This is a genomic window from Pseudomonas sp. HLT2-19-2, assembly GCF_054898005.1.
On sequence record NZ_CM142712.1, the window covers coordinates 3515412 to 3540048 of the forward strand.

The following is a 24637-nucleotide window of genomic DNA, read 5'->3' on the forward strand; positions in this document are numbered from 1 at the left end:
GACTACTCTCCACCAAGATCGGAAAAGGGTTTAAGCCCACTCAATAACCCATACAAACCGTGCAACGGCACAGGCAACCAGGTGGGGCGATTTTCTGCCTCATAGGCCACTTCATACGCTGCCTTCTCCAGGCCGAACAACGCCAATGCGGCGTTCTCGCCTTCCGGATCTTGCCATGCATGAGCAAGACTAGCTGCCGCCAGCCGATATGCGTCGATAAATGCTTGTCTTGCTTCATTTAAATAGCGATCGGCGACACGTTGACGAGCGGCTTGGGCATCGGCCGTGTTGTCGACGTTGTGCACGTTGATCGCCATTGCCGCAGCGTAGTCAAAGGAACGCAGTACGCCACTGACGTCTTTGTACGGGCTGTGTTTGCCCCGACGTTCGTGCAGCGGCCGCGCCGGCTCGCCTTCGAAGTCGATCAGGAAAGCGTCGCCCTTGATGACCAGCACCTGGCCCAAGTGCAAATCGCCGTGGACGCGAATCCGCAGACCACCGACGGCTTTTTTACCCAGCTCCTGAACATGGCTGAGGATGGTTTTTTTGTTGTCCAGTAAACGACTGACCAAGGCTTCGTCTGCCGGATTCAATTCGCTTTGATGCTGCTTGAGCAACTTCAGCGCGTACTCCAGTTGCGTCGCCACGTCCTTGGCCGAGGCCAGGGCATCTTTCTGGGAGGTGACCTGCGGGGCGAAGTCCGGGTTGTCGCTGGGCGCCGCCAGCAGCTGGTGCATTTCGCCCAGACGCTGACCGAGCATGCCGGCGAAGTCTTTCAATTCACCCAAGGCGTTGTAGTGTTGCTCCTGCTCGGACATGGCGTCGGCCAGTTCGTCGCGCAGTGCCCGTTCGAGGTTGTTCTGGGTCCATTCCCAAGCGTCGCCCTGATTGCTCAAGTAGCCTTGGGCAATCATCAGCAGATTGTCCTCGCCCGCCGGATCACGGCGCACCACCGAACCCAGCAGTGGCGAAATATTGCGGAAACCGGCGTTGGTCAGGTACGCGCTCATTTCCAGTTCCGGGTGCACGCCAGACGCGACCTTGCGGATCAGTTTCAGCACCAGGCTGTTGCCGATCACCACCGAACTGTTGGACTGTTCGGCGGACAGGTAACGCACTTCCGATTCCCCGGTCAGACCGAGTTTCGCCAGTTCCGCCGTCGGCTCGAAGTGGATCTCGCCCGCGCTGGATGGCAATACGGAATTACTTTGTATGCTGTGCAAGACCGTATGCACAAAGGTGTCGAGGCTGAAGGCGTCGGTGATCAAACCGACCTGACGCACGCGCCGAACCCGAGACAAGGCCAGTTGCTGAGGCAATGCGGCACCGACCTGATCTTCGGAGATAAAGCCGAACGGCAACTGATAGCGACTGGTCTGGCCGCCGCTGGTGACGTCGATTTCACTCAACAGTATCGGGTGTTGCGGATCGCCGAAACGCACACCGTAAGCAATGTTGACCTGCTCGATAGCCGCGTCCTTGCCGGCGAACCAGCGGCGATTCTGCAGCCAGCTCGGCAAGATGCCCTGCTCCAGCGTGCCGCGGGACGGCGCCTCGAGCAGTTCTTCCATGCGTTTCTTCAGCACCAGCGTGGTGAAGTCCGGCAGGCTTTGCGCCGGTTCCACGTGCCAGCTCGGCATCTGGTTTTCCGCCGCGAGCACGAACCAATAGAAACCGTAAGGCGCCAGGGTCAGCAGGAAATTCAACTGGCCGATCGGCGGGAAGGCGTTACCGCCGAGCATCTCCACCGGCACCATGCCGACGTAAGCCGACAAGTCCAGCTCCGCCGCTTGTGCGCTGCGGGACACGTTGGCCACGCACAAGATGATCTCGTGCTTGCCGTCGGCCCCGGTGAATTCCCGGGTGTAGGCCAGAATCCGCCGGTTGCTCGGCGACAGCATTTTCAGCGTGCCGCGACCGAAGGCCTTGGACTGCTTGCGCACGGCAAGCATGCGCCGGGTCCAGTTCAACAGCGAATGCGGGTCGCCGGCCTGGGTTTCAACGTTGACCGACAGGTAGCCGTATTGGGGGTCCATGATCGGTGGCAGCACCAGGCTGGCCGGGTCGGCGCGGGAGAAGCCGCCATTCCGGTCAATCGACCATTGCATCGGCGTACGTACGCCGTCACGGTCGCCGAGGTAGATGTTGTCGCCCATGCCGATTTCGTCGCCGTAATACAGGGTCGGCGTGCCGGGCATCGACAGCAGCAAGCTGTTGAGCAATTCCACGCGGCGACGATCGCGCTCCATCAACGGCGCCAGACGTCGGCGAATCCCCAGGTTGATCCGCGCCCGACGGTCCGCCGCGTAGTAATTCCACAGGTAATCGCGCTCCTTGTCGGTGACCATTTCCAGGGTCAGCTCATCGTGGTTGCGCAGGAAAATCGCCCACTGACAGTTGGCCGGGATCTCCGGGGTCTGACGCAGGATGTCGGTGATCGGGAAACGATCCTCCTGGGCCAACGCCATGTACATGCGCGGCATCAGCGGAAAGTGGAACGCCATATGGCATTCGTCGCCGTTCAGGCCTTTGGCGTCGGTGTCGCCGAAGTACAGCTGCGTGTCTTCCGGCCATTGGTTGGCCTCGGCCAGCAGCATGCGGTCGGGGTAATTGGCATCGATTTCGGCGCGGATCTGCTTGAGGACGTCATGGGTCTCGGGCAGGTTTTCGTTGTTGGTGCCGTCACGTTCGATCAGGTACGGAATCGCGTCCAGCCGCAGGCCGTCGATGCCCATGTCGAGCCAGTAGCGCATCACCGACAGCACGGCTTTCATGACTTGCGGGTTATCGAAGTTCAGGTCGGGCTGGTGGGAATAGAAGCGGTGCCAGAAGTACTGGCCAGCTACCGGATCCCAGGTCCAGTTGGACTTTTCGGTGTCGAGAAAGATGATGCGAGTGCCGTCGTATTTTTGATCGTCATCGGACCAGACATAGAAGTCCCGTGCCGCCGAGCCCGGTTTGGCTTTGCGCGCACGCTGGAACCAGGCGTGCTGGTCCGAGGTGTGGTTGATGACCAATTCGGTAATCACCCGCAGGCCGCGCTTGTGGGCTTCAGAGATGAAACGCTTGGCGTCGGCCATGGTGCCGTAGTCGGAATGCACACCACGGTATTCGGCAATGTCGTAGCCGTCGTCGCGCCGTGGCGAGGGATAGAACGGCAACAGCCAGATGGTGTTGACGCCCAGATCGGCAATGTAATCGAGTTTGGCGATAAGGCCGGGAAAGTCGCCGATACCGTCATTGTTGGAGTCGAAAAAAGACTTAACGTGAACCTGGTAGATCACCGCATCCTTGTACCAGAGCGGGTCTTTGATAAAGGTGGCAGCCTTGGGTTTCTTCGCCATTTGAAGCTCCTGTTGAAAACTGAAAAGTGCCTCGGCCCAGAGCGGGGGAACGATCAGTGCGAAATGGTGATTCGCCAGATCCCGAACGGTTGATTCGCCGGGTCGATCCGCATGAATTGATACTTGCCGTGCCAGGTCCAGCGATGACCGCTCATCAAGTCTTCGCCCTGGGTGCTGGCGTCGTCGGTCAAGCCCATTTCCCACAGCGGCAACTCGAAATTCGCTTCCTGAACGTTTTGCGGATCAAGGCTGACGGCCACCAGAATGAAATTGCTGCCATCCGCGCTGCGTTTGCCGAAATACAGAATGTTGTCGTTCCACGCGTTGTAGACCTTCAAGCCCAGATGCGTCTGCAGCGCCGGGTTCTGCCGGCGGATACGGTTGAGCTGGGCAATCTCGGCAATGATGTTGCCCGGCGCATTGAAGTCCCGTGGGCGGATTTCGTACTTCTCGGAATTGAGGTACTCCTCCTTGCCCGGCACCGGTGCCGCTTCGCACAGTTCGAAGCCCGAATACATGCCCCACAGACCAGAGCCCATGGTTGCCAGCGCCGCACGGATGAGAAACCCCGCGCGCCCCGACTCATGCAAAAACGCCGGGTTGATGTCCGGGGTATTAACGAAGAAGTTCGGCCGGAAGCATTCACGCCACGGCGACTCGTTGAGTTCGGTGAAGTAGGTCGCCAGTTCGGACTTGTTGTTGCGCCAGGTGAAGTAGGTGTAGCTCTGGGAGTAACCGACCTTGCCCAACCGCGCCATCATCGACGGGGTGGTAAAAGCTTCGGCCAGGAAAATCACCTCGGGGTACAGCGCCCGCACATCGGCGATCAGCCACTGCCAGAACGGCAGCGGTTTGGTGTGAGGGTTGTCGACGCGAAACAGCTTCACGCCCTCCTCGACCCAACCGACCACGATGTCGCGCAACTCAACCCACAGACTCGGGATCGCATCGGCGGCATAGAAATCGACATTGACGATGTCCTGGTATTTCTTCGGCGGGTTTTCGGCGTATTTGATCGTGCCGTCCGGCCGCCAGTTGAACCAGCCCGGATGCTGTTCCAGCCACGGGTGATCCTGGGAACACTGAATCGCGAAGTCGAGGGCGATTTCCAGCCCATGGTCAGCGGCTGCCGCGACAAGACGCCGGAAGTCTTCGCGAGTGCCCAGTTCGGAATGAATCGCTTCATGCCCACCCTCCTCGCTGCCGATGGCATACGGGCTGCCCAGATCGTCCGGCCCGGCGGTGAGGGAGTTGTTCGGGCCTTTGCGGTAACGGCGGCCGATCGGGTGGATCGGTGGGAAGTACAGCACATCGAAGCCCATGTCCTGGATCATCGGCAGCCGCGAATGCACATCGTTGAAGGTGCCATGACGGGCCGGATCGTCAGTGATCGAACGCGGAAACAGTTCATACCAACTGGCAAACTGCGCCAGGTCCCGCTCGACGTCGAGCGGGTACTCAGGGCTGATGCTCAAATAGGCCCGATGATCGGCCTGGGACATCAGCTCGGCGCTGCGCTGGTGCAGAAACAGCTCGACCTGCTCGATTTCGAGCAGACCCGACAACTCGTGGTGCAGCGCCGCCAGTTGTTCACTCAGCAGCCCTTCCATGCGTTCGGCGGCTTGCTGGACCAGCGTTCGCCCTTCCTGCAATTCCAGACTGACCGGCACCCTGGCCGCGTGTTTTTTCTCCAGCTCATAACAGAAGCTGGCGAACTGATCGATCCAGGCTTCGATGCAAAACATATAACGGCCCTGTCGCGTGACCCGAAATTGGCCCTGCCACCCGTTATTGCCCAAGTCAGTCATGACCTCGCATTGCCAGGTTTCCTCACCCTCGGCACGCGAGCGCACTCGCACGGCCAACGTGTCGTGACCGTCGGCAAACACTTTGCTGGTCACCACCACGTCCTGACCGACCACGGCTTTGACGGCGAACTGCCCGCCATCGAGTGTCGGCATGGTGTTTTCGATTGCGATGCGCGGTAGCAGTAAAGCCTGCGACAGCGGCATATGAGGGTTGTAGTTCAGCTCTGTCGGTTTTTCAGCAGTCATCGAGCATCTCTCCTTTACGCCCCATGGACGCTCTTGTGTCTGTGGTTTGTCACTGGATAGCTATCCCGCAGGACCGTCCGCCCCGGAATGAACTCACTTAGGTTCCGAGCGACAGGCACCGGTAAAGTTCACGCGCATTTGCCTGAGCCTCCGGGGGAATCAATTCCTTTGCACAGTGGTCCACACACTTAAGCACGGCTTACGCCATGTGCCACCGGAGGCTAAATTTATGAGCATTCCAATCCCTGCCGAGACGCCTGATCCAAACATCGACAGCCCGACCATTCCGCCGACCGAGCCTGAACCTGTACCTGAGCAAGATCCGCCCGGCACCACCCCTCCACCTCGGGAAGAGCCACCGAGCACCATGCCGCCGGTGGTTGTCACACCCGAGTAACGATCATCAGTTCACGGATTTTCCTTGTCCTTGTCGATCATTCGCACAACGGCGGGCATCACACTGAGAATCGTCAACGCCAACAACGTACTGAGCACCGCCGTTGCCTCTCGCCCCAACCCGGCCGAGACGCCAATGGCGGCGGTCATCCACAACCCGGCGGCGGTGGTCAGGCCTTTGACGTGCCCTTCGTCGCCCTCGGTGTTTTTAAGAATAGTCCCCGCGCAAAGAAAGCCGATCCCGGCGATCACACCCTGCACCACCCTGCTCATGGCATCGGCCTGTGAGCCGGACATTTGCGGTACCAGCACAAACAGCGCGGCACCGAGTGCCACCAGCATGTGGGTGCGGACCCCGGCGGCCTTGCCTTTGTGCTCGCGTTCGAAGCCAAGAATCCCGCCCAACAACGCCGCCATCACCAAGCGCACAGTAATGCGCGTCAGTTGTGTAGCGTCGCCAATGTCGGCGAACTCCGCTTGCAGGGTTACCCAAACCTCATGCCACCAAGCGCTCATGGTGTTGTCCTTGTGATGATTGGATAAAAAGTCGCTCGATTCAGGATGGACCACGTCGACCATTAATCGGTTGCTCAGAACGATAAAGCTCGGCTGTGCCCTAACACGTTAGACCCCGCAGAAAAAAGGACACTTCCATGACTGTGCGCATCGAAAACCAGACCTGCTTCTTCATAACCGAAAACGGCGAAGAAATTCGTCTGTGCCCCGACGTCACCATCATTACCGACTCGGAAAAAGCCATGTCGGCGGTGGAGCTCAACGGCCAGCGCGTCTACATCACCGAAGCAGAAGCCGACGCATTGACCGTAGCAGGCGCAGTCGACGGTCGTAGGCATTTGAAGGCTACCGACAGTGATTCGGTGATTTGACCGACCCGGATCAACGCCCATCTGATCCGTTTTTTATTGCAATAGGTGAGTCTGTTATGCAAACAGATCGCCGCTCATAGTGCTCAGGCCTGATGGAGGCTGATGAGCGAAAGACCATGAGCGATAGAATCCCCGTCCGAATTGTTGAAAGTCCGCTAGTGCAAAGCTACGAGCCTTCGCGTCCGAAGATGAAGGCCAAGTCCAGCGACAACCTGATTCACACCCGCAGCTTCACCGGTTTATTCCGCACCCTGCGCGTGAGCGGCGCGGGGTTTCTGTTTTTGCTGTTCTTCGGCACGGTGTGGTTGAACTGGGGCGGCCGCCAAGCGGTGCTGTGGGACCTGTCCGAAAGCAAATTCCACATTTTCGGTGCGACCTTCTGGCCGCAGGATTTCATCCTGCTGTCGGCGCTGCTGATCATCGCGGCCTTCGGTCTGTTTGCGATCACCGTGTTCGCCGGGCGGGTCTGGTGCGGTTACACCTGCCCACAGAGTTCCTGGACCTGGATTTTCATGTGGTGCGAGAAGCTCACCGAAGGTGAACGCAACCAACGGATCAAGCTGCAAGCCGCGCCCTGGGGCTTGAACAAACTGATCCGCCGCTCGGGAAAGCACACCTTGTGGCTGGCCATCAGCCTGTTGACCGGCCTGACCTTTGTCGGCTACTTCACCCCGATCCGGCCGCTGGCCGAAGAACTGCTGACCTTGCAGATGGGTGGCGTCAGTCTGTTCTGGGTGCTGTTCTTCACCGGTGCGACCTACATCAACGCAGGGTGGCTGCGTGAAGCGGTGTGCATGCACATGTGCCCGTATGCGCGGTTCCAGAGCGTGATGTTCGACAAGGACACCCTGACCATCTCCTATGACGTCGCCCGTGGCGAAAACCGTGGCCCGCGCAAACGTAACGTGGCGCCGGTTGACGTCGGCCTCGGTGATTGCATCGACTGTCAGTTGTGCGTGCAGGTCTGCCCGACCGGCATCGACATCCGCGACGGTTTGCAGATGGAATGCATCGGCTGCGCGGCGTGTATCGACGCCTGTGATTCGATCATGGACAAAATGGGCTACGCCCGAGGGCTGATCAGCTATACCTCGGAGCATGAGTTGCAAGGTGGCAAGACTCACCTGCTGCGGCCGCGATTGATCGGTTATACCGCGGTGCTGCTAGTGATGATCGGTGCGCTTGCCCTGGCGTTGGTTGAGCGGCCGATGGTCTCGCTGGACGTGAGCAAGGACCGTGGCTTGTTCCGCGAGAACAGTCAGGGGCAGATCGAAAACATCTACAGCCTGAAAGTCATCAACAAGACCCAGCAACCTCAGGACTATCGTCTGACCCTGGTCGATGGCGACGGCTTCCAATTGCAAGGCAAGACCGAACTGAGCCTCGCGCCCGGTGAGATTGTGGATGTGCCAGTGTCGGTGGCGATGACCACGGAACGGCCGAGCAGCCGTTCGCAGAGCATCAGCTTCAAGATTGTCGACAGTGATGAGCCGGACATTTATAGCGTGGCGAAGAGCCGGTTTGTTGCGCCGATGAATCGTTGAGCCTTTAAGATGCAAAGCCAAAGATCGCAGCCTTCGGCAGCTCCTACAGGTGTACGCCGATCCATTGTAGGAGCTGCCGAAGGCTGCGATCTTGGCGACCTGACTGCCACCCATTTTTTCAATGAATGACACCCATCCAGGCACTCGATGAAACGCTACGAAAAATTCGCCGACGACATCGCTGAACTGATCCGCTCCGGCGTCCTCGGCCCCGGCCAGCGCGTGCCGTCGGTGCGCTACGCGAGCCAGACCTATGGGGTCAGCCCGTCCACAGTGTTCCAGGCCTATTACCTGCTCGAACGCCGTGGCCTGATCCGCGCTCGCCCGCGTTCCGGCTACTTCGTCAACGCGCACGCGCCGAGCCCGTTCTCGGAGCCGGTGATCAGCAGCCAGGTCAGCGAGTCCACCGAAGTCGACGTCAGCGAACTGGTGTTCTCGGTCCTCGACTCGATCAAAGACCCGAACACCGTGCCCTTCGGCTCGGCCTTCCCCAGCCCGACCCTTTTTCCGTTGCAGCGTCTGTCCCGCTCCCTGGCCAGCGCCGCCCGCGAGATGGACCCGCGCATGGTCGTCACCGACATGTCGCCGGGCAACCCGCAGTTGCGTCGACAAATCGCCCTGCGTTACATGGTCGGCGGGCTGATGCTGCCCATGGAAGAACTGCTGATCACCAACGGCGCGCTGGAAGCGCTGAACCTGTGCCTGCAAGCGGTTACCGAGCCCGGCGACCTGGTGGCCATCGAAGCCCCGGCGTTCTACGCCTGCCTGCAAATACTCGAACGGCTGAAGCTTAAAGCCGTCGAAATTCCAGTGCATCCGCGCGATGGCATCGACCTTGGCGTGCTCGCGCAAACTCTGGAACGCCACCCGATCAAGGCCTGCTGGTGCATGACCAGCTTCCAGAACCCGATGGGTTCGACGATGCCCGAGGCGAAGAAACAGGAACTGGTTGAGCTCTTGCGCAGCCATCAAGTGCCGCTGATCGAAGACGACGTCTACGCCGAACTCTATTACGGTCAACAGGCGCCGAAACCGGCGAAAGCCTTCGATACCGAAGGGCTGGTGATGCACTGCGGTTCGTTCGCCAAAAGCCTGGCCCCCGGCTATCGCATCGGCTGGGTCGCTGCAGGACGCTATGCGCAGAAGATCGAACGCCTGAAACTCATGACATCTCTGTGCGCGTCGATGCCGGCCCAGGCAGCCATCGCCGATTACTTGCAACACGGCGGCTACGACCGGCACCTGCGAAAACTGCGTTACGCCCTGGAAGAACAGCAACGCGCCATGCTCGCCGCCATCGCGCGCTACTTCCCGGCGCAGACGCGCGTCAGTCAACCCGCCGGTGGTTACTTCCTGTGGCTGGAATTGCCACCGCAGATGGATTCGCTGAAGTTGTTTCAGATGGCGTTGGCGCAAGGGATCAGCATCGCACCGGGGCCGATTTTTTCACCGACCCAGCGGTTCAGGAATTGTATTCGGCTGAATTACGGCAGCCCTTGGGATGAGACTGCCGAGAAAGCGATGGAAACGTTGGGACGGATTGTGCGGTCGTTTTGACCACGAATGATCGTTCCCCCCACGTGGAACGATCAGCGGTTAACGACCACCACCAAGGTCAACAAACGTCCCGGTCGCATAAGACGCCTTGTCCGACAGCAACCACACAATCGCCTCAGCCACTTCATCCGGCCGCCCGCCCCGGGCCATTGGAATCGCCGACTCCAGCTTGCTGACCCGATCGGGATCACCGCTCAACGCATGAAAGTCGGTATAGATGTAACCAGGACGCACCGCGTTGACGCGAATACCTTCGCCGGCCACTTCTTTGGACAGGCCGATGGTGAACGTATCCAGCGCACCTTTGGAGGCGGCGTAGTCGACGTACTCGCTGGGGGCGCCCAAGCGTGAGGCCACCGAGGACACGTTAACGATGCTGCCGCCCTGCCCGCCATGTTTGGGCGACATGCGCAGGATCGCGTGCTTGGCGCAGAGGATCGGTGCCAGGACGTTGGTTCTGAGGATTTTGAGGATACGGAATTCGGACATTTCATCGACCCGGGACTTGTGCCCGACGGTGCCGGCGTTGTTCACCAGTGCCCTGACCCGGCCCAGTTCCGTGTCCACGCGGTGGAACAGCGCGATCACTTCGTCTTCGATGCTGACGTCAGCGCGCACCGCGATGGCTTGGGCGCCGAGGGCGCGGACTTGATTCAACACCTTTTGCGCAGCCGATTCGTCGGACAGGTAGTTGATACAGATCCGATAGCCTTGTTCGGCAGCCAACAGGGCTGTGGCGGCGCCGATACCGCGGCTGCCGCCGGTGATGACGATGACTTTGTCCATGCGAGCTTTCCCCCTTTCCAAGCGTTAGCCGTCGGGGGCAAGAATAACCGTCATCGCAGGCTTTTGCATGGGCTCACATCAATCAGCTTGTTCTGAACACACCGCCAATTGCTCTGCGCGGTGAATATCCACCATAAAGCGTTCGGCCGGCAGCGGGTGCCCCAGCAGGTATCCCTGCAACGAGTCGCAACCGAGTTGCGTCAGGAAGTCTTGCTGCGAGTTGGTCTCCACACCTTCGGCGACGATCCGCAACCCCAGCGCCTGCCCGAGGGCGACGATGGCGGAAACGATGGCGGCGTCATCACTGTCGCGTTCCAGATCGCGGACAAACCCCCGGTCGATTTTCAGTTCATTGGCTGGCAAGCGCTTGAGGTACATCAAACTCGAATAGCCGGTGCCAAAGTCATCGATCGACAGGTCGACACCCATTGTCGAAAGCTCCTGAAGCACGGTCATGCTCGCATCGGCATCGCTCATGGCGGTGGTTTCAGTGATCTCAAGGGTCAGGCTGTTGGCCGGCAAATGGTGAGAGGCCAAGGCTTTGGCGACACTCTGGACCAGGCCCACGTGGCAGAACTGCAAGGCGGAAAGATTCACGGCGATGCGCCAGTCGGTGTACCCGAGCACATACCATTCGCGCATCTGACGGCAGGCTTCGTTGAGCACCCACTCGCCAATCGGAATGATCAGCCCGGTCTTTTCCGCCAGTTCAATGAACTTGTCCGGCAGCAGCATGCCCTCGGTCGGGTGCACCCAGCGCAGCAACGCCTCGGCGCCGACCGGCCGGCCATTGCCGGCATCGAACTTGGGTTGGTAATAGAGACTGAATTGCTGCTGATCAAGGGCGATACGCAAGTCCTGCAACAATTGCAGCTGTTTGCGCGCGTTGCTGTTCATCGAGGCATCGAAGAAGCTATAGCCGTTTTTTCCGGCGCCCTTGGCGTGATACATCGCCGCGTCGGCATTCATCAGCAACTCTTCGGCGGTTTCACCGTTACCCGGAAAAATCGCGATGCCAACGCTGGCGGAAATCTGCAAGTCATGTTCGGCGACCCGGAACGCGCGCGCGATCAGCCCGACCTGACGGGCCGCCAGGTTCAATGCATCGTTCTGCTCGCCGAGTTGCACCAGCAATACGAACTCATCACCGCCGATCCGCGCCAGGGTGTCCTGGCTGCGCAAATCCTCGCGCAGGCGCAGGCCGACTTCACGCAACAACAGATCGCCCATATGGTGACCGAAGGCATCGTTGACCGGTTTGAAACCGTCCAGATCGATGAACATCAGCGCGAAACAGCCGCCCTGCTCGCGAACCATCGACATCGCCTGATCGATGCGGTCAGCCAGCAACACGCGATTCGGCAGGCCGGTCAGGGTGTCATGCAGGGCCAGTTGGGTCAGCTCGCGGTTGGCCTGGGTCAATGAGTGGGCGAGTTCTGCGGTGCGGGCCTCAAGGCGCGCATCGAGGATCGAAGTCAGTAAGGCAAGACTCAACACCGCCAGGGTGGTGATCAGGACCAGATTGTCCAGGCCCTTGCCGTTCAAGCCGCTGACGGCAGCCCCACAGAAGCTGCCGTCCGGGAAACGCGCCGCCGCCATGCCGGTGTAGTGCATGCCGACAATCGCGAGGCCCATGATCACCGCCGCACCGCCACGGATCAGGCCGACATAAGGCGTGTGCTGGCGCAGGCGAAAAGCGATCCATAACGCGGCACCCGAAGCGACTACGGCGATCAGCAGCGAGGTACCGAATAGCGCCGGATCGTAATCGATACCCGGTTGCATGCGCATGGCGGCCATGCCGGTGTAGTGCATGGCGCTGATCCCGGCGCCCATGACCAGCGCGCCGAATGCCAATTGCCAGGCCGGTAATTGTGGTTGGCTGACCAGCCACAGGGCAAAGCCGCAGGACAGGATGCCAATCAGCAGTGACAGCAACGTGATGCTGATGTCGTAACCCAGGTCGATGGGTAATTCGAACGCGAGCATGCCGATGAAATGCATCGACCACACGCCAACCCCCATGGCGAAGGCGCCGCCCGCCGTCCATAGATGCACGGCTCGGCCCTTGGCCGTGGAGATGCGTTCGGTCAGGTCGAGCGCGGTATAAGAGGCGAGAATCGCCACAAAAAGCGAGATGATAACCAGCGTGGGGGAATAACTTCCGATAAGCATGAGACTACTCGCGACTACCCTCCGTACTGCTTCCATTCTCGGGGGGCAAATTTGGCGATTGTACTGATTCCGCAAACGAACGCACTGACAAAATTAGCAAAGGGCCATCAACCCGATGAAACATTTGTTTTAAGGTTTCACATTAACTGCCCCCCCCGGATGACCGTTCTCTGGCTCTGCGTGGGAACGATCAGTTGCGCGGGCGCCTATTCTTTTTCGCTCACCTGTAGCTGACCATCCCAGCCACCGCCCAACGCCGCAATCAACTGCACACTGGCGATCAAGCGACTCTGCAACAAGCTCAGCACGCTGCGTTCATTGCTCAATGCCGTGGCCTGAACCACCACCACATCCAGATAAGCAATCACCCCGGCCTTGTACTGGTTCTCGGTCAACCGCAACGACTCACGCGCCGAATCCAGTGCCTGCTGGCGCACTTCGGATTCGTTTTCCAGAACCTTTAGCTGAACCAGGTAATTTTCCACTTCGCGGAAGCCATCGAGCACGGTCTGACGGTATTTGGCCACGGTTTCGTCATAAGCCGCTTCGCTGCGGTCGACTTCCGCCGAGCGCTGACCGCCGTCGAACAAGGTCATGGCCAACTGCGGCCCGACCGACCAAAAACGGTTCGGCACGCTGATCCAATTGGAGGAGGTGCTGCTGCTATACCCACCGTTCAAACTCAGCGTCAGGTCCGGGTAGTAGGCAGCCTTGGCCACGCCGATGTTGGCATTGGCAGCCATCACCGAGCGTTCGGCAGAGGCGATGTCCGGGCGGCGTTCAAGCAACTGCGAAGGCAGGCTCAGCGGAATCCGAGGCAGCACCGGGATGTCTGGAGTTTCAGCCAGGCTGAATTCGGCCGGCGGCAAACCGATCAGCACGGCTATGGCGTTCTCAAACTGAGCGCGCTGCCAGATCAGATCGACCATGTCCGCCTGGGTGCTTCTGAGCTGAGTCTGTGCCTGCGCCACCGCATCCTTGCCGGAGACACCCGCGCGGTACTGGTTTTCGGTCATTTTCAACGAGCGCTGATAGGCCTCGACCGTGGCTTCCAGCAGGCGTTTCTGCTCGTCGATCACCCGCAATTGCAGATAGTTCTGCACCAGTTCCGACTGCTGACTCAAGCGCATCGCCGCCAGATCGGCAAAACTGGCCTGAGCGTTGGCGGTGTCGGCCTCAAGTCCACGGCGCAATTTGCCCCAGATATCCGCTTCCCAACTGACCCCGGCCTGAGCGGTGTAGGTGTCGCGAATACCGCTGGAAGAGCTGGTCAGGCTCGAACTGCTGCTGCCGGAGCCCTGACTGGAGCGGTTTTTCCCGACGGTCAGGTCCACGGTCGGGAAAAACGCACCTCGGGCACTGCGCACCAAAGCCTGGGCCTGACGGTACTGGGCTTCGGACTGGGCGACGGTCTGGTTGGCGCTGTTGAGTTTTTCGATCAGGCCATTGAGCTGTCGATCGCCATACAACTCCCACCAGGCGCCACGTGCCAGGGAATCACTTGGGTTGGCCTGACGCCAGCCGGCAGCTTCCTTGTATTGCACCGGCGAGGCGGCTTGCGGGCGCTGATAGTCCGGGCCGATGGCGCAGGCGCTGAGCATCGCCACGCACAGCGCCAGGCTCAACAAACGCGAGCCTCGGGCCGTAACCAGCGGTGCAGCCAGATTGATAAGCGAACGGTCAGTCATAGCGGAGTTTCCAGAGCAGCATCGGTACGCACCCCACGCCAGTGGTTGAAGCGATGGCGCAGTTTGTCGAGATAGAGGTAAACCACCGGGGTGGTGTAAAGGGTCAGCACCTGGCTGAAGATCAGCCCGCCGATGATGGTCAAGCCCAGCGGCTGACGCATTTCCGCACCTTCGGCGCGGCTCAGCAGCAACGGTAACGCGCCGAGGATCGCCGCCAGGGTCGTCATCAGAATCGGCCGCAGACGTTGCAAGCAGGCACTGCGAATCGACTCCAGCGGTGCCAGGCCTTGATGCCGTTCCAGTTGCAGCGCCAGGTCGATCATCAGAATGGCGTTTTTCTTCACCACACCGATCAGCAGGAACAGCCCAAGCAACGAAATCAGGCTGAACTCACCGCCCAGCGCATAAATCGACAGCAACGCGCCGACCCCTGCCGACGGCAAGGTCGAGAGAATGGTCAGCGGATGGATGTAGCTTTCATACAGCACACCGAGTACCAGATACACCGCCACCAGCGCCCCGAGAATCATCCACGGCTGGCTCTTCTGGGTCGCGGCGAAAGCGTCGGCGGTGCCGGCCATTTTCACGATCACGTCTTCCGGCATGCCGAGTCGGGCAATGGCCCGCTCGATGGCCGCCGTGCCCTGCTCCACCGTCACGCCTTCGGCCATGTCGAAGGAAATGCTCTCGGAGGCGAACTGGCCTTCGTGGCTGACGCGGTCGTCTTCCAGGCTGTTTTCGTAATGAGCAAAGGTCGACAGCGGAATCCGCGCGCCGTCAGCGGTGATCACCTGCACCTGTTTGAGGGTGATCGGGTCCTGGGCATATTTCGGATTGACCTCCATGACCACTTGATACTGGTTAAGGCTGTCGTAAATCGTCGAAATCTGCCGCTGGCTGTAAGCGTTGTTCAGCACCGCAGTGACCATGTCCATGTCGACACCCAGGCGCTTGGCCTGATCCCGATCGACAATCAGCGTCACCTGTTGGGCGCCGCGCCCTTCACGGGCGTCAATCGCGGTCAATTCCGGCAAAGCTTTGAGAGCGATAACGACTTTCGGGTACCACTCGCGCAACTCGCCAAGATCGGCGCTTTGCAGGATGTAGGAATACTGCGATGTGGTTTGTTCACGACCGCCACCAAACTGCAGGTCCTGATCGGCCATCAGCATCAACTGCGCACCGGCGACCTTGGGCATTTCCTTGCGCAGGCGTTCGATGACTTTTTGCGCAGAAATGTTGCGTTCCTTGATCGGTTTCAGCCGCACCAGCATGAAGGCGTTGTTGGTGCCGTTGCTGCCGCCGATGAAGCCGGCAACGCTTTGCACTGCGTCATCCTTAAGCACGGCACGGCGGAAGGTTTCCATTTTTGGCTGCATCACGCTGAACGACAACCCGTCATCGCCACGCACGAAACCAATCAGTTGGCCGGTGTCCTGCTGGGGCATAAAGATTTTAGGAACAACGATATACAGCGCAATGTTCACGCCAACTGTCACGATCAGGCTAAGCAAAGTTAACCGGCGGTGACGCAGCACCCAGTCAAGACTTGTTGCGTATTTGCCGACCATCCACTCGTTAGCCTGCTGACTCCAGCGCTGCAATCGGTTTTCCTCACCCGGTGTATGCGGCTTGAGCCAACGGGCGCAGAGCATCGGCGTCAGCGTCAACGAGACCACCAGTGACACCACGATAGACGCCGCCAATGTGATGGAAAACTCGCGAAACAGGCTTTGGACAATCCCGCCCATGAACAAGATCGACAGGAACACCGCCACCAGCGAGACGTTCATCGACAGCAAGGTGAAGCCGACTTCCTGCGCCCCGAGGTACGCGGCCTTCATCGGCGGCACGCCTTTGTCGATGTGCCGGGAAATGTTCTCCAGCACTACGATGGCGTCGTCCACCACCAGGCCGGTGGCCAGAATCAGCGCCATCAGCGACAAATTGTTCAGGGAGAATCCGTAGAGGTACATCACCGCAAAGGTGCCGACCAGCGACACGGGCACCGCGAGGGTCGGAATCAAGGACGCGCGGAAGTTACCGAGGAACAGGAACACCACCAGAATCACCAGCGCCACGGCAATCAGCAGGGTCATTTCCGCTTCGTGCAAGGTCGCCTTGATCACCGGCGACCGGTCCATCGCCACGTTCAGCTTCACGCTGGCCGGCAACACGGCCTGCAACGCCGGCAGTTGAGCCTTGATTTCGTTGACCGTCTCGATGATGTTGGCGCCGGCCTGGCGGTTGATCACCAGCAGTACCGCTGCGTCGTTGTTGAAGAAACCGCTGTTGTAGCGGTCTTCGACGCCGTCGCTGACCTTGGCCACGTCCTTCAGGCGCAGGGCCGCGCCGTCCGCGTAGTGAATGATCAGCGACTCGTAATCCTTGGCTTTTTCCAGTTGATCGTTGGCCTGAACCTGCCACAGCCGCTGGCCGTCTTCGACGGAGCCCTTGGGCCGGCGCACGTTGGCGTTGGCGATGGTGTTGCGCACATCGTCCAGCGCCACGCCGTATTGATTGAGCGCCTGCGGTTCGAGTTCGATGCGCACCGCCGGCAAGGAACTGCCGCCGATTTGCACTTCGCCGACACCCTGCACCTGAGACACGCTCTGGGACAGAATCGTCGAGGCCAAATCGTAGAGCTGGCCTTTTTCCAGTACGTCGGAGGTCAGCGACAGCACCATGACCGGCGCCTGGGACGGGTTGACCTTCTTGTAGGTCGGCATGCTGCGCATCCCGCTGGGTAGCAGGTTGCGCGAGGCGTTGATCGCCGCTTGCACTTCCCGGGCCGCGCCGTTGATGTCGCGGTCCAGGTCAAACTGCAAAATCACCCGGGTCGAGCCCTGGCTGGAGCGGCTGCTCATGGTGTTGACGCCGGCGATGGCGCCGAAGGAGCGCTCCAGCGGCGTGGCCACGGTCGAGGCCATGACCTCCGGGCTGGCGCCGGGCAGACTGGCCTGAACCACGATCACCGGAAAATCCATCTGCGGCAAAGGCGCCACCGGCAACAGGCCAAAGCTAACGCCGCCCAGCAGCATGATCGCCAGGCTCAGCAACATGGTCGCGACCGGGCGTTTGATGAAAGGTCCGGACAGGTTCATGGCTGTTCTACCGCTTCCACGGATTCAGTCCTGCGCCCCCAGCGCCGGCCGAGGCGGTCGAAGTACAGATAGATGACCGGAGTGGTAAACAGCGTCAGCACCTGACTCACCAACAAGCCACCCACCATCACCAGACCCAACGGTTGACGCAGTTCTGCACCGGAACCGGTCGCCAGCATCAGCGGTACAGCGCCAAACAACGCGGCCAGTGTGGTCATCAGAATCGGCCGAAAACGCAGCAACGCCGCTTGATAGATCGCCGTCTCCGGGTCCATGCCCTGATTGCGTTCAGCGTCGAGGGCGAAGTCGATCATCATGATCGCGTTCTTTTTCACAATACCGATCAGCAGGATAATGCCGATGATCGCGATCATTCCCAGGTCATTGCCGCTCAACAGCAGCGCCAGCAAGGCGCCGACCGCCGCCGAGGGCAAGGTCGAAAGAATGGTGATCGGGTGGATGTAACTCTCGTAGAGCACGCCGAGCACGATGTACATGGTCACCACTGCCGCTAGAATCAGCAGCAAGGTGCTCGACAGCGACGCCTGGAAAGCCTCGGCCGCGCCCTGAAACTGGGTCTGCACGCCAATCGGCATGCCGATGTCTTTCTGCACCTGGTCGATGATTTCCACCGCATGCCCCAACGCCACGCCGGGCGCGAGGTTGAAAGACATCATCACCGCCGGGAACTGACCGATGTGAGTGATCGCCAGTTGGGCCTGACGCTCCTCGATGTGCGCCAGACTGGACAGGCGCACTTGCCCGCCCTCGGTGGTTTTCACGTGAATCTGATTCAGCGCCTCCGGACCGATCCTCTCGCCGGACTGCGACTGCAGCACCACGCGATATTGGCTGGCCTGGGTGTAGATGGTGGAAATCTGCCGCTGACCGAAGGCGTCGTACAGCGCATCGGTGATGTTCGACACCGACACCCCGACCCGCGACGCCGCATCGCGGTCAATCACCAGATAGACCTGTAAGCCTTTGTCCTGCAAATCGCTGGCAACGTCGGTCAGCTCCGGCCGTTGGGTCAGTGCGTCCACCAGACGGCCGCTCCATAGACTCAGCAACTGCGAGTCCGGCGACGACATGCTGAACTGGTATTGAGTACGGCTGACGCGGTCTTCGATGGTCAGGTCCTGCACCGGTTGCATGAACAGGCGAATGCCGGTGAGCTTGTCTAGTTCTGGTTGCAGACGTGCGATCACCTCGGTTGCGCTCAAGTCGCGATTGCTGTGCGATTTGAGGTTGATCAGCAGACGACCGCTATTGAGCGTCGAGTTGTCACCGTCCACACCGATATAGGACGACAGGCTTTCCACCGCCGGATCCGTCAGGATCACTTTGGCCAATGCCTGCTGACGCTCGCTCATGGCGGCGAAGGAAATCGACTGCGGCGCCTCGGAAATGCCCTGGATCACCCCGGTGTCCTGCACCGGAAAGAAGCCCTTGGGCACCACCATGTAAAGGAACACGGTCAACGCCAGCGTGCCGATGGCCACCATCAGGGTCAGCGGTTGATGCTTGAGAACCCACTTTAACTTGCGCCCGTAAGCCGCGATCATCCAATCAATTGTGGCGCCGCTGGCCCGGTAGAAACGGCCCTGTTCTTCTTCCTTGGGTTCACGCTTGAGCAGCCGCGCGCACATCATTGGCGTCAGGGTCAGGGAGACGACGAGGGAAATAAGGATCGCCACCGCCAGGGTGATGGCAAATTCGCGGAACAAGCGCCCCACCACGTCGGCCATGAACAGCAGTGGAATCAACACTGCGATTAGCGACAGGGTCAGGGAAATAAGGGTGAAGCCGATCTGCTTGGCGCCCTTGAGCGCCGCAGTCATGGGGCTATCGCCCTCTTCGATAAATCGGGAAATGTTCTCCAGCATGACGATCGCATCGTCCACCACGAAACCGGTGGCGATGGTCAGTGCCATCAGGGTCAGGTTATTGACCGAAAAACCCGCGAGGTACATCACGCCGAAGGTGCCGATCAGCGACAGCGGGACCGCGACCGACGGAATAATCGTGGCGCTGGCCCGACGCAGGAACAGGAAAGTCACCATCACGACCAGCGCAATGGCGATCAACAATTCGTGTTGCACGTCGGTGACCGAGGCGCGGATGGTCTGGGTGCGGTCGGTCAGCACGGTGACTTCGAGACCCGCCGGCAGGTTGTCGGTGATGCTCGGCAGCAGGGCTTTGATCCGGTCGACCACTTCGATGACGTTGGCACCGGGCTGGCGCTGGATGTTCAACAGCACCGCCTGGTTTTCATTGGCCCACGCCGCCAGACGTTCGTTTTCCGCGCCATCGACAATCTCCGCCACATCCTTGAGCCGCAACGGAGCGCCGTTGGCGTAGGCGAGAATCAGGTTGGCGTAGTCCTTGGGCGAAGTCAGTTGGTCATTGGCGTCGAGCATCGACACCCGGGTCGGGCCGTCGAAGTTGCCCTTTGGCTGGTTGACGTTGGATGCGCCGATCAGGGTTCGCACGTCGGAGAGGTTCAGGCCATTAGCCGCGAGGGCTTCAGGGTTAACCTTGATCCGCACCGCCTGACGCTGGCCACCGGCAATGCTAACCATGCCGACACCGCTGATCTGGGCGATTTTCTGCGCCATCCGCGTGTCGACCAAGTCATTGAGCTTGGGCAGCAGCATGGTCTTGGAGGTGATGGCCAGGGTCAGCACCGGGGTGTCCGCCGGGTTGACCTTGTTGTACACCGGCGGCGCCGGCAGGTCCTTGGGCAGCAAATTGGTCGCGGCATTGATCGCTGCCTGCACCTGCTGCTCGGCGACGTCCATGTTGATGTCGAGGCTGAAACGCAGGGTCAGCACCGAAGCACCGCCGGAACTGGTCGACGCCATCTGCGTCAGGCCGGGCATCTGCCCGAATTGACGCTCAAGGGGCGCGGTCACGGCGCTGGTCATGACATCCGGGCTGGCGCCGGGATACAGCGTCATGACGCGGATGGTCGGGTAATCGACCTGAGGCAATGCCGACACCGGTAGCAGCCGATAGGCGATCACGCCGGCCAGGATAATGGCCAGCATGCTCAGGGTGGTGGCTACCGGGCGAAGGATGAACAGCCGCGAGATGTTCATGCGCCGCCCTTTTTCGCCTTGTCGGTGGTCGCTGGCTCAGTCGCATTGGCCGCCGATTTGCCTTGCAGATGGCCGGTCGGGGTCGTCGGCACGTCCTTGGTGTCGTTGACCACTTCCACTTCGCTGCCTTCCTTCAAGCGGTCGGTGCCTTCAAGGACAACGCGATCTCCAGGGGCCAGGCCTTCGGTAATCACGGTGTTTTCACCGTCACTGGCGCCGACTTTCAACTGACGAATCGTGACTTTCTTGTCGCCGTCCAGGGCGTAGACAAACGTGCCGTTGGTGCCGAACTGAATCGCGGCCGAAGGTGCGAGCACCACGCCTTTGAGGGTGTCGGCCAGCAGATGGACGTTGACGAACTGATTCGGGAACAGCGCCTGATCACGGTTCTCATATCGAGCCTTGAATTTCAGGGTGCCGGTGGTGACATCGATCTGGTTGTCCAGGCTCTGCAAGACGCCTGTGGCCTGCAACTTGGTGTCGCCACGGTCCCAGGCTTCGGCGGGCAGTTTGGCGCCAGTGCGATAACGGGCCAGCACGGTTTCCAGGTTGTTTTCCGGCAAGGTGAAGGCAACGCTGATCGGTTGGGTCTGGGTGATGATCACCAGCGCCGTGGTGTCGTTGGCTGCCACCAGGTTGCCGACATCCAGCTGACGCAAGCCCACACGCCCGGCAATCGGGGCGCGAATCTTGGTGAATTCCAGATTGAGCTTGGCGTCGTTGACCGCCGCCTGATTGGTTTTGACGGTGCCCTGATACTGGCCCACCAGCGCCTCGGCGGTGTCCAGGGTCTGTTTGGCAATACTGTCTTCGCGGTACAAGCCGCGATAGCGCTCCACATCGACCTGGGCGTTTTTCAGTTGTGCCTGGTTCTGCAACAACGTGCCTTCGGCCTGAAGCAAGGCGTTCTGGTAAGGACGCGGGTCGATTTCAGCCAGCAGATCGCCAGCCTTGACCATCTGCCCTTCCTCGAAGGAGATCTTCATCAACTCACCACCGACGCGGCTGCGCACATTAATGGTGTTCAGCGCCGTCACGGTGCCCAGCGCCTTGTAGTACAGCGGGAAGTCGCCCTTGACCGCTGGCGCGACACGCACTGGAACGGGCCCGGTCGCCCCTCCGAAACCCGGACGCACCCCTCCCGACTTGCCGGTGTGTCCGGCAACGGCTTTTTGCCCTGCGCCCTCTTTTTGGGCAGTGCCGGCGGGCCAGAATTTCCAGCACAGGCCAGCGATGACCAACAGGACAAGCAGGCCAAACAGCCAGCGACGGGGACTACGGGAAACGGAGGATTGCATGGAATGATCAACCATTGGGCGCGTGAGCTTCTTCTACAGGAGGCTGAACGATAAGCACTGGTGGGTATTTAGCAAAGCGCCTTTACCGGCAATTTACCTTCGGCTTACGTAACAGGAGGTTTATCTAAGATACTGAAGCACAAATGAAAACGGCCTGGACAGAGGGGGCGTTCTCACTGAATTTCCCCGCCGCGCCGGGTCTGCTGTTGTGCAGGGCAAGGCGCGAGAAGCGTGGTTTGGTCATTCCAAATAAGCTTCGAGCAACGCAGCCCTGCACAACAGCAGGCCCGGCCCTTCGGGTTGTGCCTTAAAGCGGGCCAGCCTGCGTTGCAGGCCTTGGAAAGGGAACAACCATTACCAGCGGCCTGCGCCTTGCCTGGCCCGCTTTAAGGCGACAACGCGGCGGGGAAATTCAGTGAGAACGCCCCCTAGGCCGTTAACAATTGTAATGCTTTACTTACTTCAGAACGGCAAGTGCTGCTTCGTAGTTCGGCTCTTCAGCGATTTCGCCGACCAATTCGCTGTGCAGAACGTTGTCGTTTTCGTCCAGCACCACGACGGCACGGGCGGTCAGGCCTTTGAGCGGGCCGTCAGCGATAGCAACGCCGTAGTTCTCGATGAACTCGGCACCGCGCAGGGTCGACAGGTTCTGTACGTTTTCCAGACCTTCGGCGCCGCAGAAGCGCGCTTGAGCGAACGGCAGGTCAGCGGAGATGCACAGCACAATCGTGTTGGCGACATCACTGGCCTGGGCGTTGAACTTGCGAACCGAAGTCGCGCAGGTCGGGGTGTCAACACTTGGGAAGATGTTTAGCACTTTGCGCTTGCCGGCGAAGCTCGCCAGGGTCACGTCGGACAGATTGCCGGCAACCAGGGAAAAGGCTGGCGCCTTGGAACCGGCTTGTGGCAGTTGACCGTTGACTTGAACCGGGGAGCCTTTAAGAGTGACTTGAGCCATGAACGGAGTCCTTCTGAACGTTGTTGTAGAGAATTTTGAAGAGGCCGAAGTTAACCACGAATTGGTCCGACGACCTATGCCCAGATACAAATTGTGAAGTCTCGTCGCACACATTGAATACAATCCGCCCCCATCACTGCATAGCGAGTTTAGTGTCGAGAAACAAATCTGCTTTTTCGGCGATTTTCCATAAGAAGCGCTGAATAGCAGCGTAGGCGCGCGATCACGTCCTGGTCATTTTCTTGTCATCGACGGACGTGATCGGACGCTTGGCGCTCACCCGCTAAACCGGGTACTCACGCCGATCCCTGAATATGACGTAAAGCGGGTCCAGGCCAGAGTCTGTCGGGAAGACGACAACATAGTCATCGAACCGAGTCGCTTCGATATCGCTGAACGGCTCAAACAGTGGTGTGGGCAAAGATCGCAGGAATCCCAACCTGTATTCGGGCGCTGGCGCCAAGTCAGGAATGTTTTCCAGGGTGTCTGGCGCAATCCAGTTGATCGTAACCGGTGCCACTCCGTCGGCGGTGAAACGAAACGCGTGCAAATGCTCATCCCAAACGGCAGCTCGTACCCGGACATTCGATGGCAACACGTTGCCATTAGTGGGTGTGAGAGCGACCTGTAGCAACATCGTTATTTCTCTCAGACCTCGCTTCAGAGTGCCCGACGGTACGGAACAAGAACCGCTGCTTGCTCTGAAAGGAATATCGACTTCGGCCCGAGTCATGGCCAATCTTTGCCAGTCCTGCCCCTCAATCGGCAGCAATTCGACAAGGGGAATGCTGAGCCCATAAACCTCGGTTTCCGCACGACTGGCAAAGTCAAATTGCAGGACCGCTGCGTACCGCTCAAAATGGGCGGCGGTTGCGGAAGTAATCTGCCACGTAAACTCCGCAACGGCCGAGCGTATGGCTTTTTGCAGGGCGATCCGATGAGTTTCCAATGGCTGCGACAAAGCACCATTGAGCAAAACACTGGGACGCGAATTAACAAAACCCAGTGGCGCTGTAAGAAAGCCCGGTGCCTGGGTTGGCCCGACACCCTCCAGATGGCGTTGGCGGACCAGTTGCGTATGCGCGGTGATCAGTAACGCTTCGGCCTCGATTTGCAGGCCTTGCAAACGCTGCTTGATGGCACTCAACGTCGTCAAATAACGCGCTTCAGTGGCGGTGATCTGCTGGACGATGTTTTGCCACTGCGCTTGCTCGGCGCGGCCGTAAGTCAGATCGCGCTGGGCAGCTTCTCTTTTGAACCTGAGCCCCATTTCCCAGAACTCGTAACGCCTGATCGCCAGACGCGATTCAAATTCAGCAGTTTCGAGACTACGGATGTTCGCCTCACGCCCACGGATGTCTACATCAACGCTCTGTTGACTGCGCAGATGCCTGATACGTCGCTCGAAAAGGCTGAACGCCGGTTCGACAACCTGCTCCGAAGCCGCGACGTCTACCGCGACTTTTTGTACCTCGGCCAGACTATGAGCTATTCGCCGTTGCGTCACCTGCGCAAAAGTCAGCGCCGTGGACGGCCATGCGGCAACGGGTGCCCGAACGGGAATGCCCTCGCCCTTGAAGGCAGGCATTCCTTGTTTGTGATGCCAGTCTTTAACGTAGTACATAACCGAGCCCGTGCTCGTGCCGTTGTAATCATCCTCTGCGGGATAGAACAACAAGTCTGCGCCTTTGGGGTGCCCGACGATCTGGTCGAAATGATTGATCAATCGGCATGGTCCTGTTTCG

The 24637-nt window shown here is 59.7% G+C and carries 15 protein-coding genes; 4 read left to right on the plus strand and 11 right to left on the minus strand.

Annotated features, from left to right (window positions below; all coding sequences use genetic code 11):
• Positions 1-2: 2 nt before the first annotated feature.
• The gene (gene treS / locus ACYZTU_RS16450) at positions 3-3344 is read right to left on the minus strand and encodes a maltose alpha-D-glucosyltransferase (RefSeq protein WP_461964250.1); all 3342 of its coding nucleotides are present in this window, start codon (positions 3342-3344) and stop codon (positions 3-5) included.
• 53 nt (positions 3345-3397) lie between these two features.
• Positions 3398-5398, minus strand: coding sequence for an alpha-1,4-glucan--maltose-1-phosphate maltosyltransferase (locus ACYZTU_RS16455; protein ID WP_461964251.1), 2001 nt, complete (start codon positions 5396-5398; stop codon positions 3398-3400).
• 229 nt (positions 5399-5627) lie between these two features.
• Here ACYZTU_RS16455 and ACYZTU_RS16460 point away from each other — a divergent pair, with 229 nt between their 5' ends.
• Positions 5628-5795: a hypothetical protein gene (locus tag ACYZTU_RS16460; protein WP_449643286.1), complete on the plus strand. Its 168-nt coding sequence runs from the start codon at positions 5628-5630 to the stop codon at positions 5793-5795.
• Positions 5796-5806: 11 nt separating this feature from the next.
• On the opposite strand, the gene ACYZTU_RS16465 is transcribed toward ACYZTU_RS16460, so the two are convergent.
• A complete protein-coding gene (locus ACYZTU_RS16465) occupies positions 5807-6310 on the minus strand; it encodes an MgtC/SapB family protein (protein ID WP_461964252.1) in 504 nt (167 codons plus the stop codon).
• A 137-nt stretch (positions 6311-6447) separates the two neighbouring features.
• Here ACYZTU_RS16465 and ACYZTU_RS16470 point away from each other — a divergent pair, with 137 nt between their 5' ends.
• The 3 genes from ACYZTU_RS16470 to mapR all read left to right on the plus strand — a co-directional run bounded on the left by ACYZTU_RS16470 (position 6448) and on the right by mapR (position 9782).
• Positions 6448-6681: a DUF3203 family protein gene (locus ACYZTU_RS16470; protein ID WP_282379490.1), complete on the plus strand. Its 234-nt coding sequence runs from the start codon at positions 6448-6450 to the stop codon at positions 6679-6681.
• A gap of 116 nt (positions 6682-6797) precedes the next feature.
• A complete protein-coding gene (gene ccoG / locus ACYZTU_RS16475) occupies positions 6798-8225 on the plus strand; it encodes a cytochrome c oxidase accessory protein CcoG (RefSeq protein ID WP_461964253.1) in 1428 nt (475 codons plus the stop codon).
• 147 nt (positions 8226-8372) lie between these two features.
• Positions 8373-9782 carry a GntR family transcriptional regulator MpaR gene (mapR, locus tag ACYZTU_RS16480; RefSeq protein ID WP_461964254.1) on the plus strand — a complete coding sequence of 470 codons (1410 nt, stop codon included), beginning with the start codon at positions 8373-8375 and terminating at the stop codon, positions 9780-9782.
• Between the two features lie 39 nt (positions 9783-9821).
• Here mapR and ACYZTU_RS16485 read toward each other — a convergent pair whose 3' ends face one another.
• The 8 genes from ACYZTU_RS16485 to ACYZTU_RS16520 all read right to left on the minus strand — a co-directional run bounded on the left by ACYZTU_RS16485 (position 9822) and on the right by ACYZTU_RS16520 (position 24618).
• Complete coding sequence (locus ACYZTU_RS16485) at positions 9822-10568, minus strand: SDR family oxidoreductase (RefSeq protein ID WP_461964255.1); 747 nt, start codon at positions 10566-10568, stop codon at positions 9822-9824.
• A gap of 78 nt (positions 10569-10646) precedes the next feature.
• A complete protein-coding gene (locus ACYZTU_RS16490; protein ID WP_461964256.1) occupies positions 10647-12743 on the minus strand; it encodes a putative bifunctional diguanylate cyclase/phosphodiesterase in 2097 nt (698 codons plus the stop codon).
• A 206-nt stretch (positions 12744-12949) separates the two neighbouring features.
• Entirely contained in the window at positions 12950-14431 is a 1482-nt protein-coding gene (locus tag ACYZTU_RS16495; protein WP_461964257.1) for an efflux transporter outer membrane subunit, read from the minus strand.
• A complete protein-coding gene (locus ACYZTU_RS16500; RefSeq protein WP_461964258.1) occupies positions 14428-17535 on the minus strand; it encodes an efflux RND transporter permease subunit in 3108 nt (1035 codons plus the stop codon). Before ACYZTU_RS16500 ends, ACYZTU_RS16495 begins: the two co-directional genes overlap by 4 nt.
• A complete protein-coding gene (locus ACYZTU_RS16505) occupies positions 17532-20636 on the minus strand; it encodes an MdtB/MuxB family multidrug efflux RND transporter permease subunit (protein WP_461964260.1) in 3105 nt (1034 codons plus the stop codon). Before ACYZTU_RS16505 ends, ACYZTU_RS16500 begins: the two co-directional genes overlap by 4 nt.
• On the minus strand, positions 20633-21949 hold the full coding sequence (locus tag ACYZTU_RS16510) for an MdtA/MuxA family multidrug efflux RND transporter periplasmic adaptor subunit (protein ID WP_461964262.1): 1317 nt from the start codon (positions 21947-21949) through the stop codon (positions 20633-20635). The genes ACYZTU_RS16505 and ACYZTU_RS16510 overlap by 4 nt, the downstream gene beginning before the upstream one ends.
• A gap of 442 nt (positions 21950-22391) precedes the next feature.
• On the minus strand, positions 22392-22892 hold the full coding sequence (tpx, locus tag ACYZTU_RS16515) for a thiol peroxidase (protein WP_461964263.1): 501 nt from the start codon (positions 22890-22892) through the stop codon (positions 22392-22394).
• 283 nt (positions 22893-23175) lie between these two features.
• Positions 23176-24618 carry an S-type pyocin domain-containing protein gene (locus tag ACYZTU_RS16520; protein WP_461964264.1) on the minus strand — a complete coding sequence of 481 codons (1443 nt, stop codon included), beginning with the start codon at positions 24616-24618 and terminating at the stop codon, positions 23176-23178.
• Positions 24619-24637 lie beyond the last annotated feature (19 nt).

Bases quoted from the DNA above. Each gene is read 5' to 3' on its own strand.
- treS (WP_461964250.1), bottom strand. From the start codon at position 3,344: ATGGCGAAGAAACCCAAGGCTGCCACCTTTATCAAAGACCCGCTCTGG.
- ACYZTU_RS16455 (WP_461964251.1), bottom strand. From the start codon at position 5,398: ATGACTGCTGAAAAACCGACAGAGCTGAACTACAACCCTCATATGCCG.
- ACYZTU_RS16460 (WP_449643286.1), top strand. From the start codon at position 5,628: ATGAGCATTCCAATCCCTGCCGAGACGCCTGATCCAAACATCGACAGC.
- ACYZTU_RS16465 (WP_461964252.1), bottom strand. From the start codon at position 6,310: ATGAGCGCTTGGTGGCATGAGGTTTGGGTAACCCTGCAAGCGGAGTTC.
- ACYZTU_RS16470 (WP_282379490.1), top strand. From the start codon at position 6,448: ATGACTGTGCGCATCGAAAACCAGACCTGCTTCTTCATAACCGAAAAC.
- ccoG (WP_461964253.1), top strand. From the start codon at position 6,798: ATGAGCGATAGAATCCCCGTCCGAATTGTTGAAAGTCCGCTAGTGCAA.
- mapR (WP_461964254.1), top strand. From the start codon at position 8,373: ATGAAACGCTACGAAAAATTCGCCGACGACATCGCTGAACTGATCCGC.
- ACYZTU_RS16485 (WP_461964255.1), bottom strand. From the start codon at position 10,568: ATGGACAAAGTCATCGTCATCACCGGCGGCAGCCGCGGTATCGGCGCC.
- ACYZTU_RS16490 (WP_461964256.1), bottom strand. From the start codon at position 12,743: ATGCTTATCGGAAGTTATTCCCCCACGCTGGTTATCATCTCGCTTTTT.
- ACYZTU_RS16495 (WP_461964257.1), bottom strand. From the start codon at position 14,431: ATGACTGACCGTTCGCTTATCAATCTGGCTGCACCGCTGGTTACGGCC.
- ACYZTU_RS16500 (WP_461964258.1), bottom strand. From the start codon at position 17,535: ATGAACCTGTCCGGACCTTTCATCAAACGCCCGGTCGCGACCATGTTG.
- ACYZTU_RS16505 (WP_461964260.1), bottom strand. From the start codon at position 20,636: ATGAACATCTCGCGGCTGTTCATCCTTCGCCCGGTAGCCACCACCCTG.
- ACYZTU_RS16510 (WP_461964262.1), bottom strand. From the start codon at position 21,949: ATGGTTGATCATTCCATGCAATCCTCCGTTTCCCGTAGTCCCCGTCGC.
- tpx (WP_461964263.1), bottom strand. From the start codon at position 22,892: ATGGCTCAAGTCACTCTTAAAGGCTCCCCGGTTCAAGTCAACGGTCAA.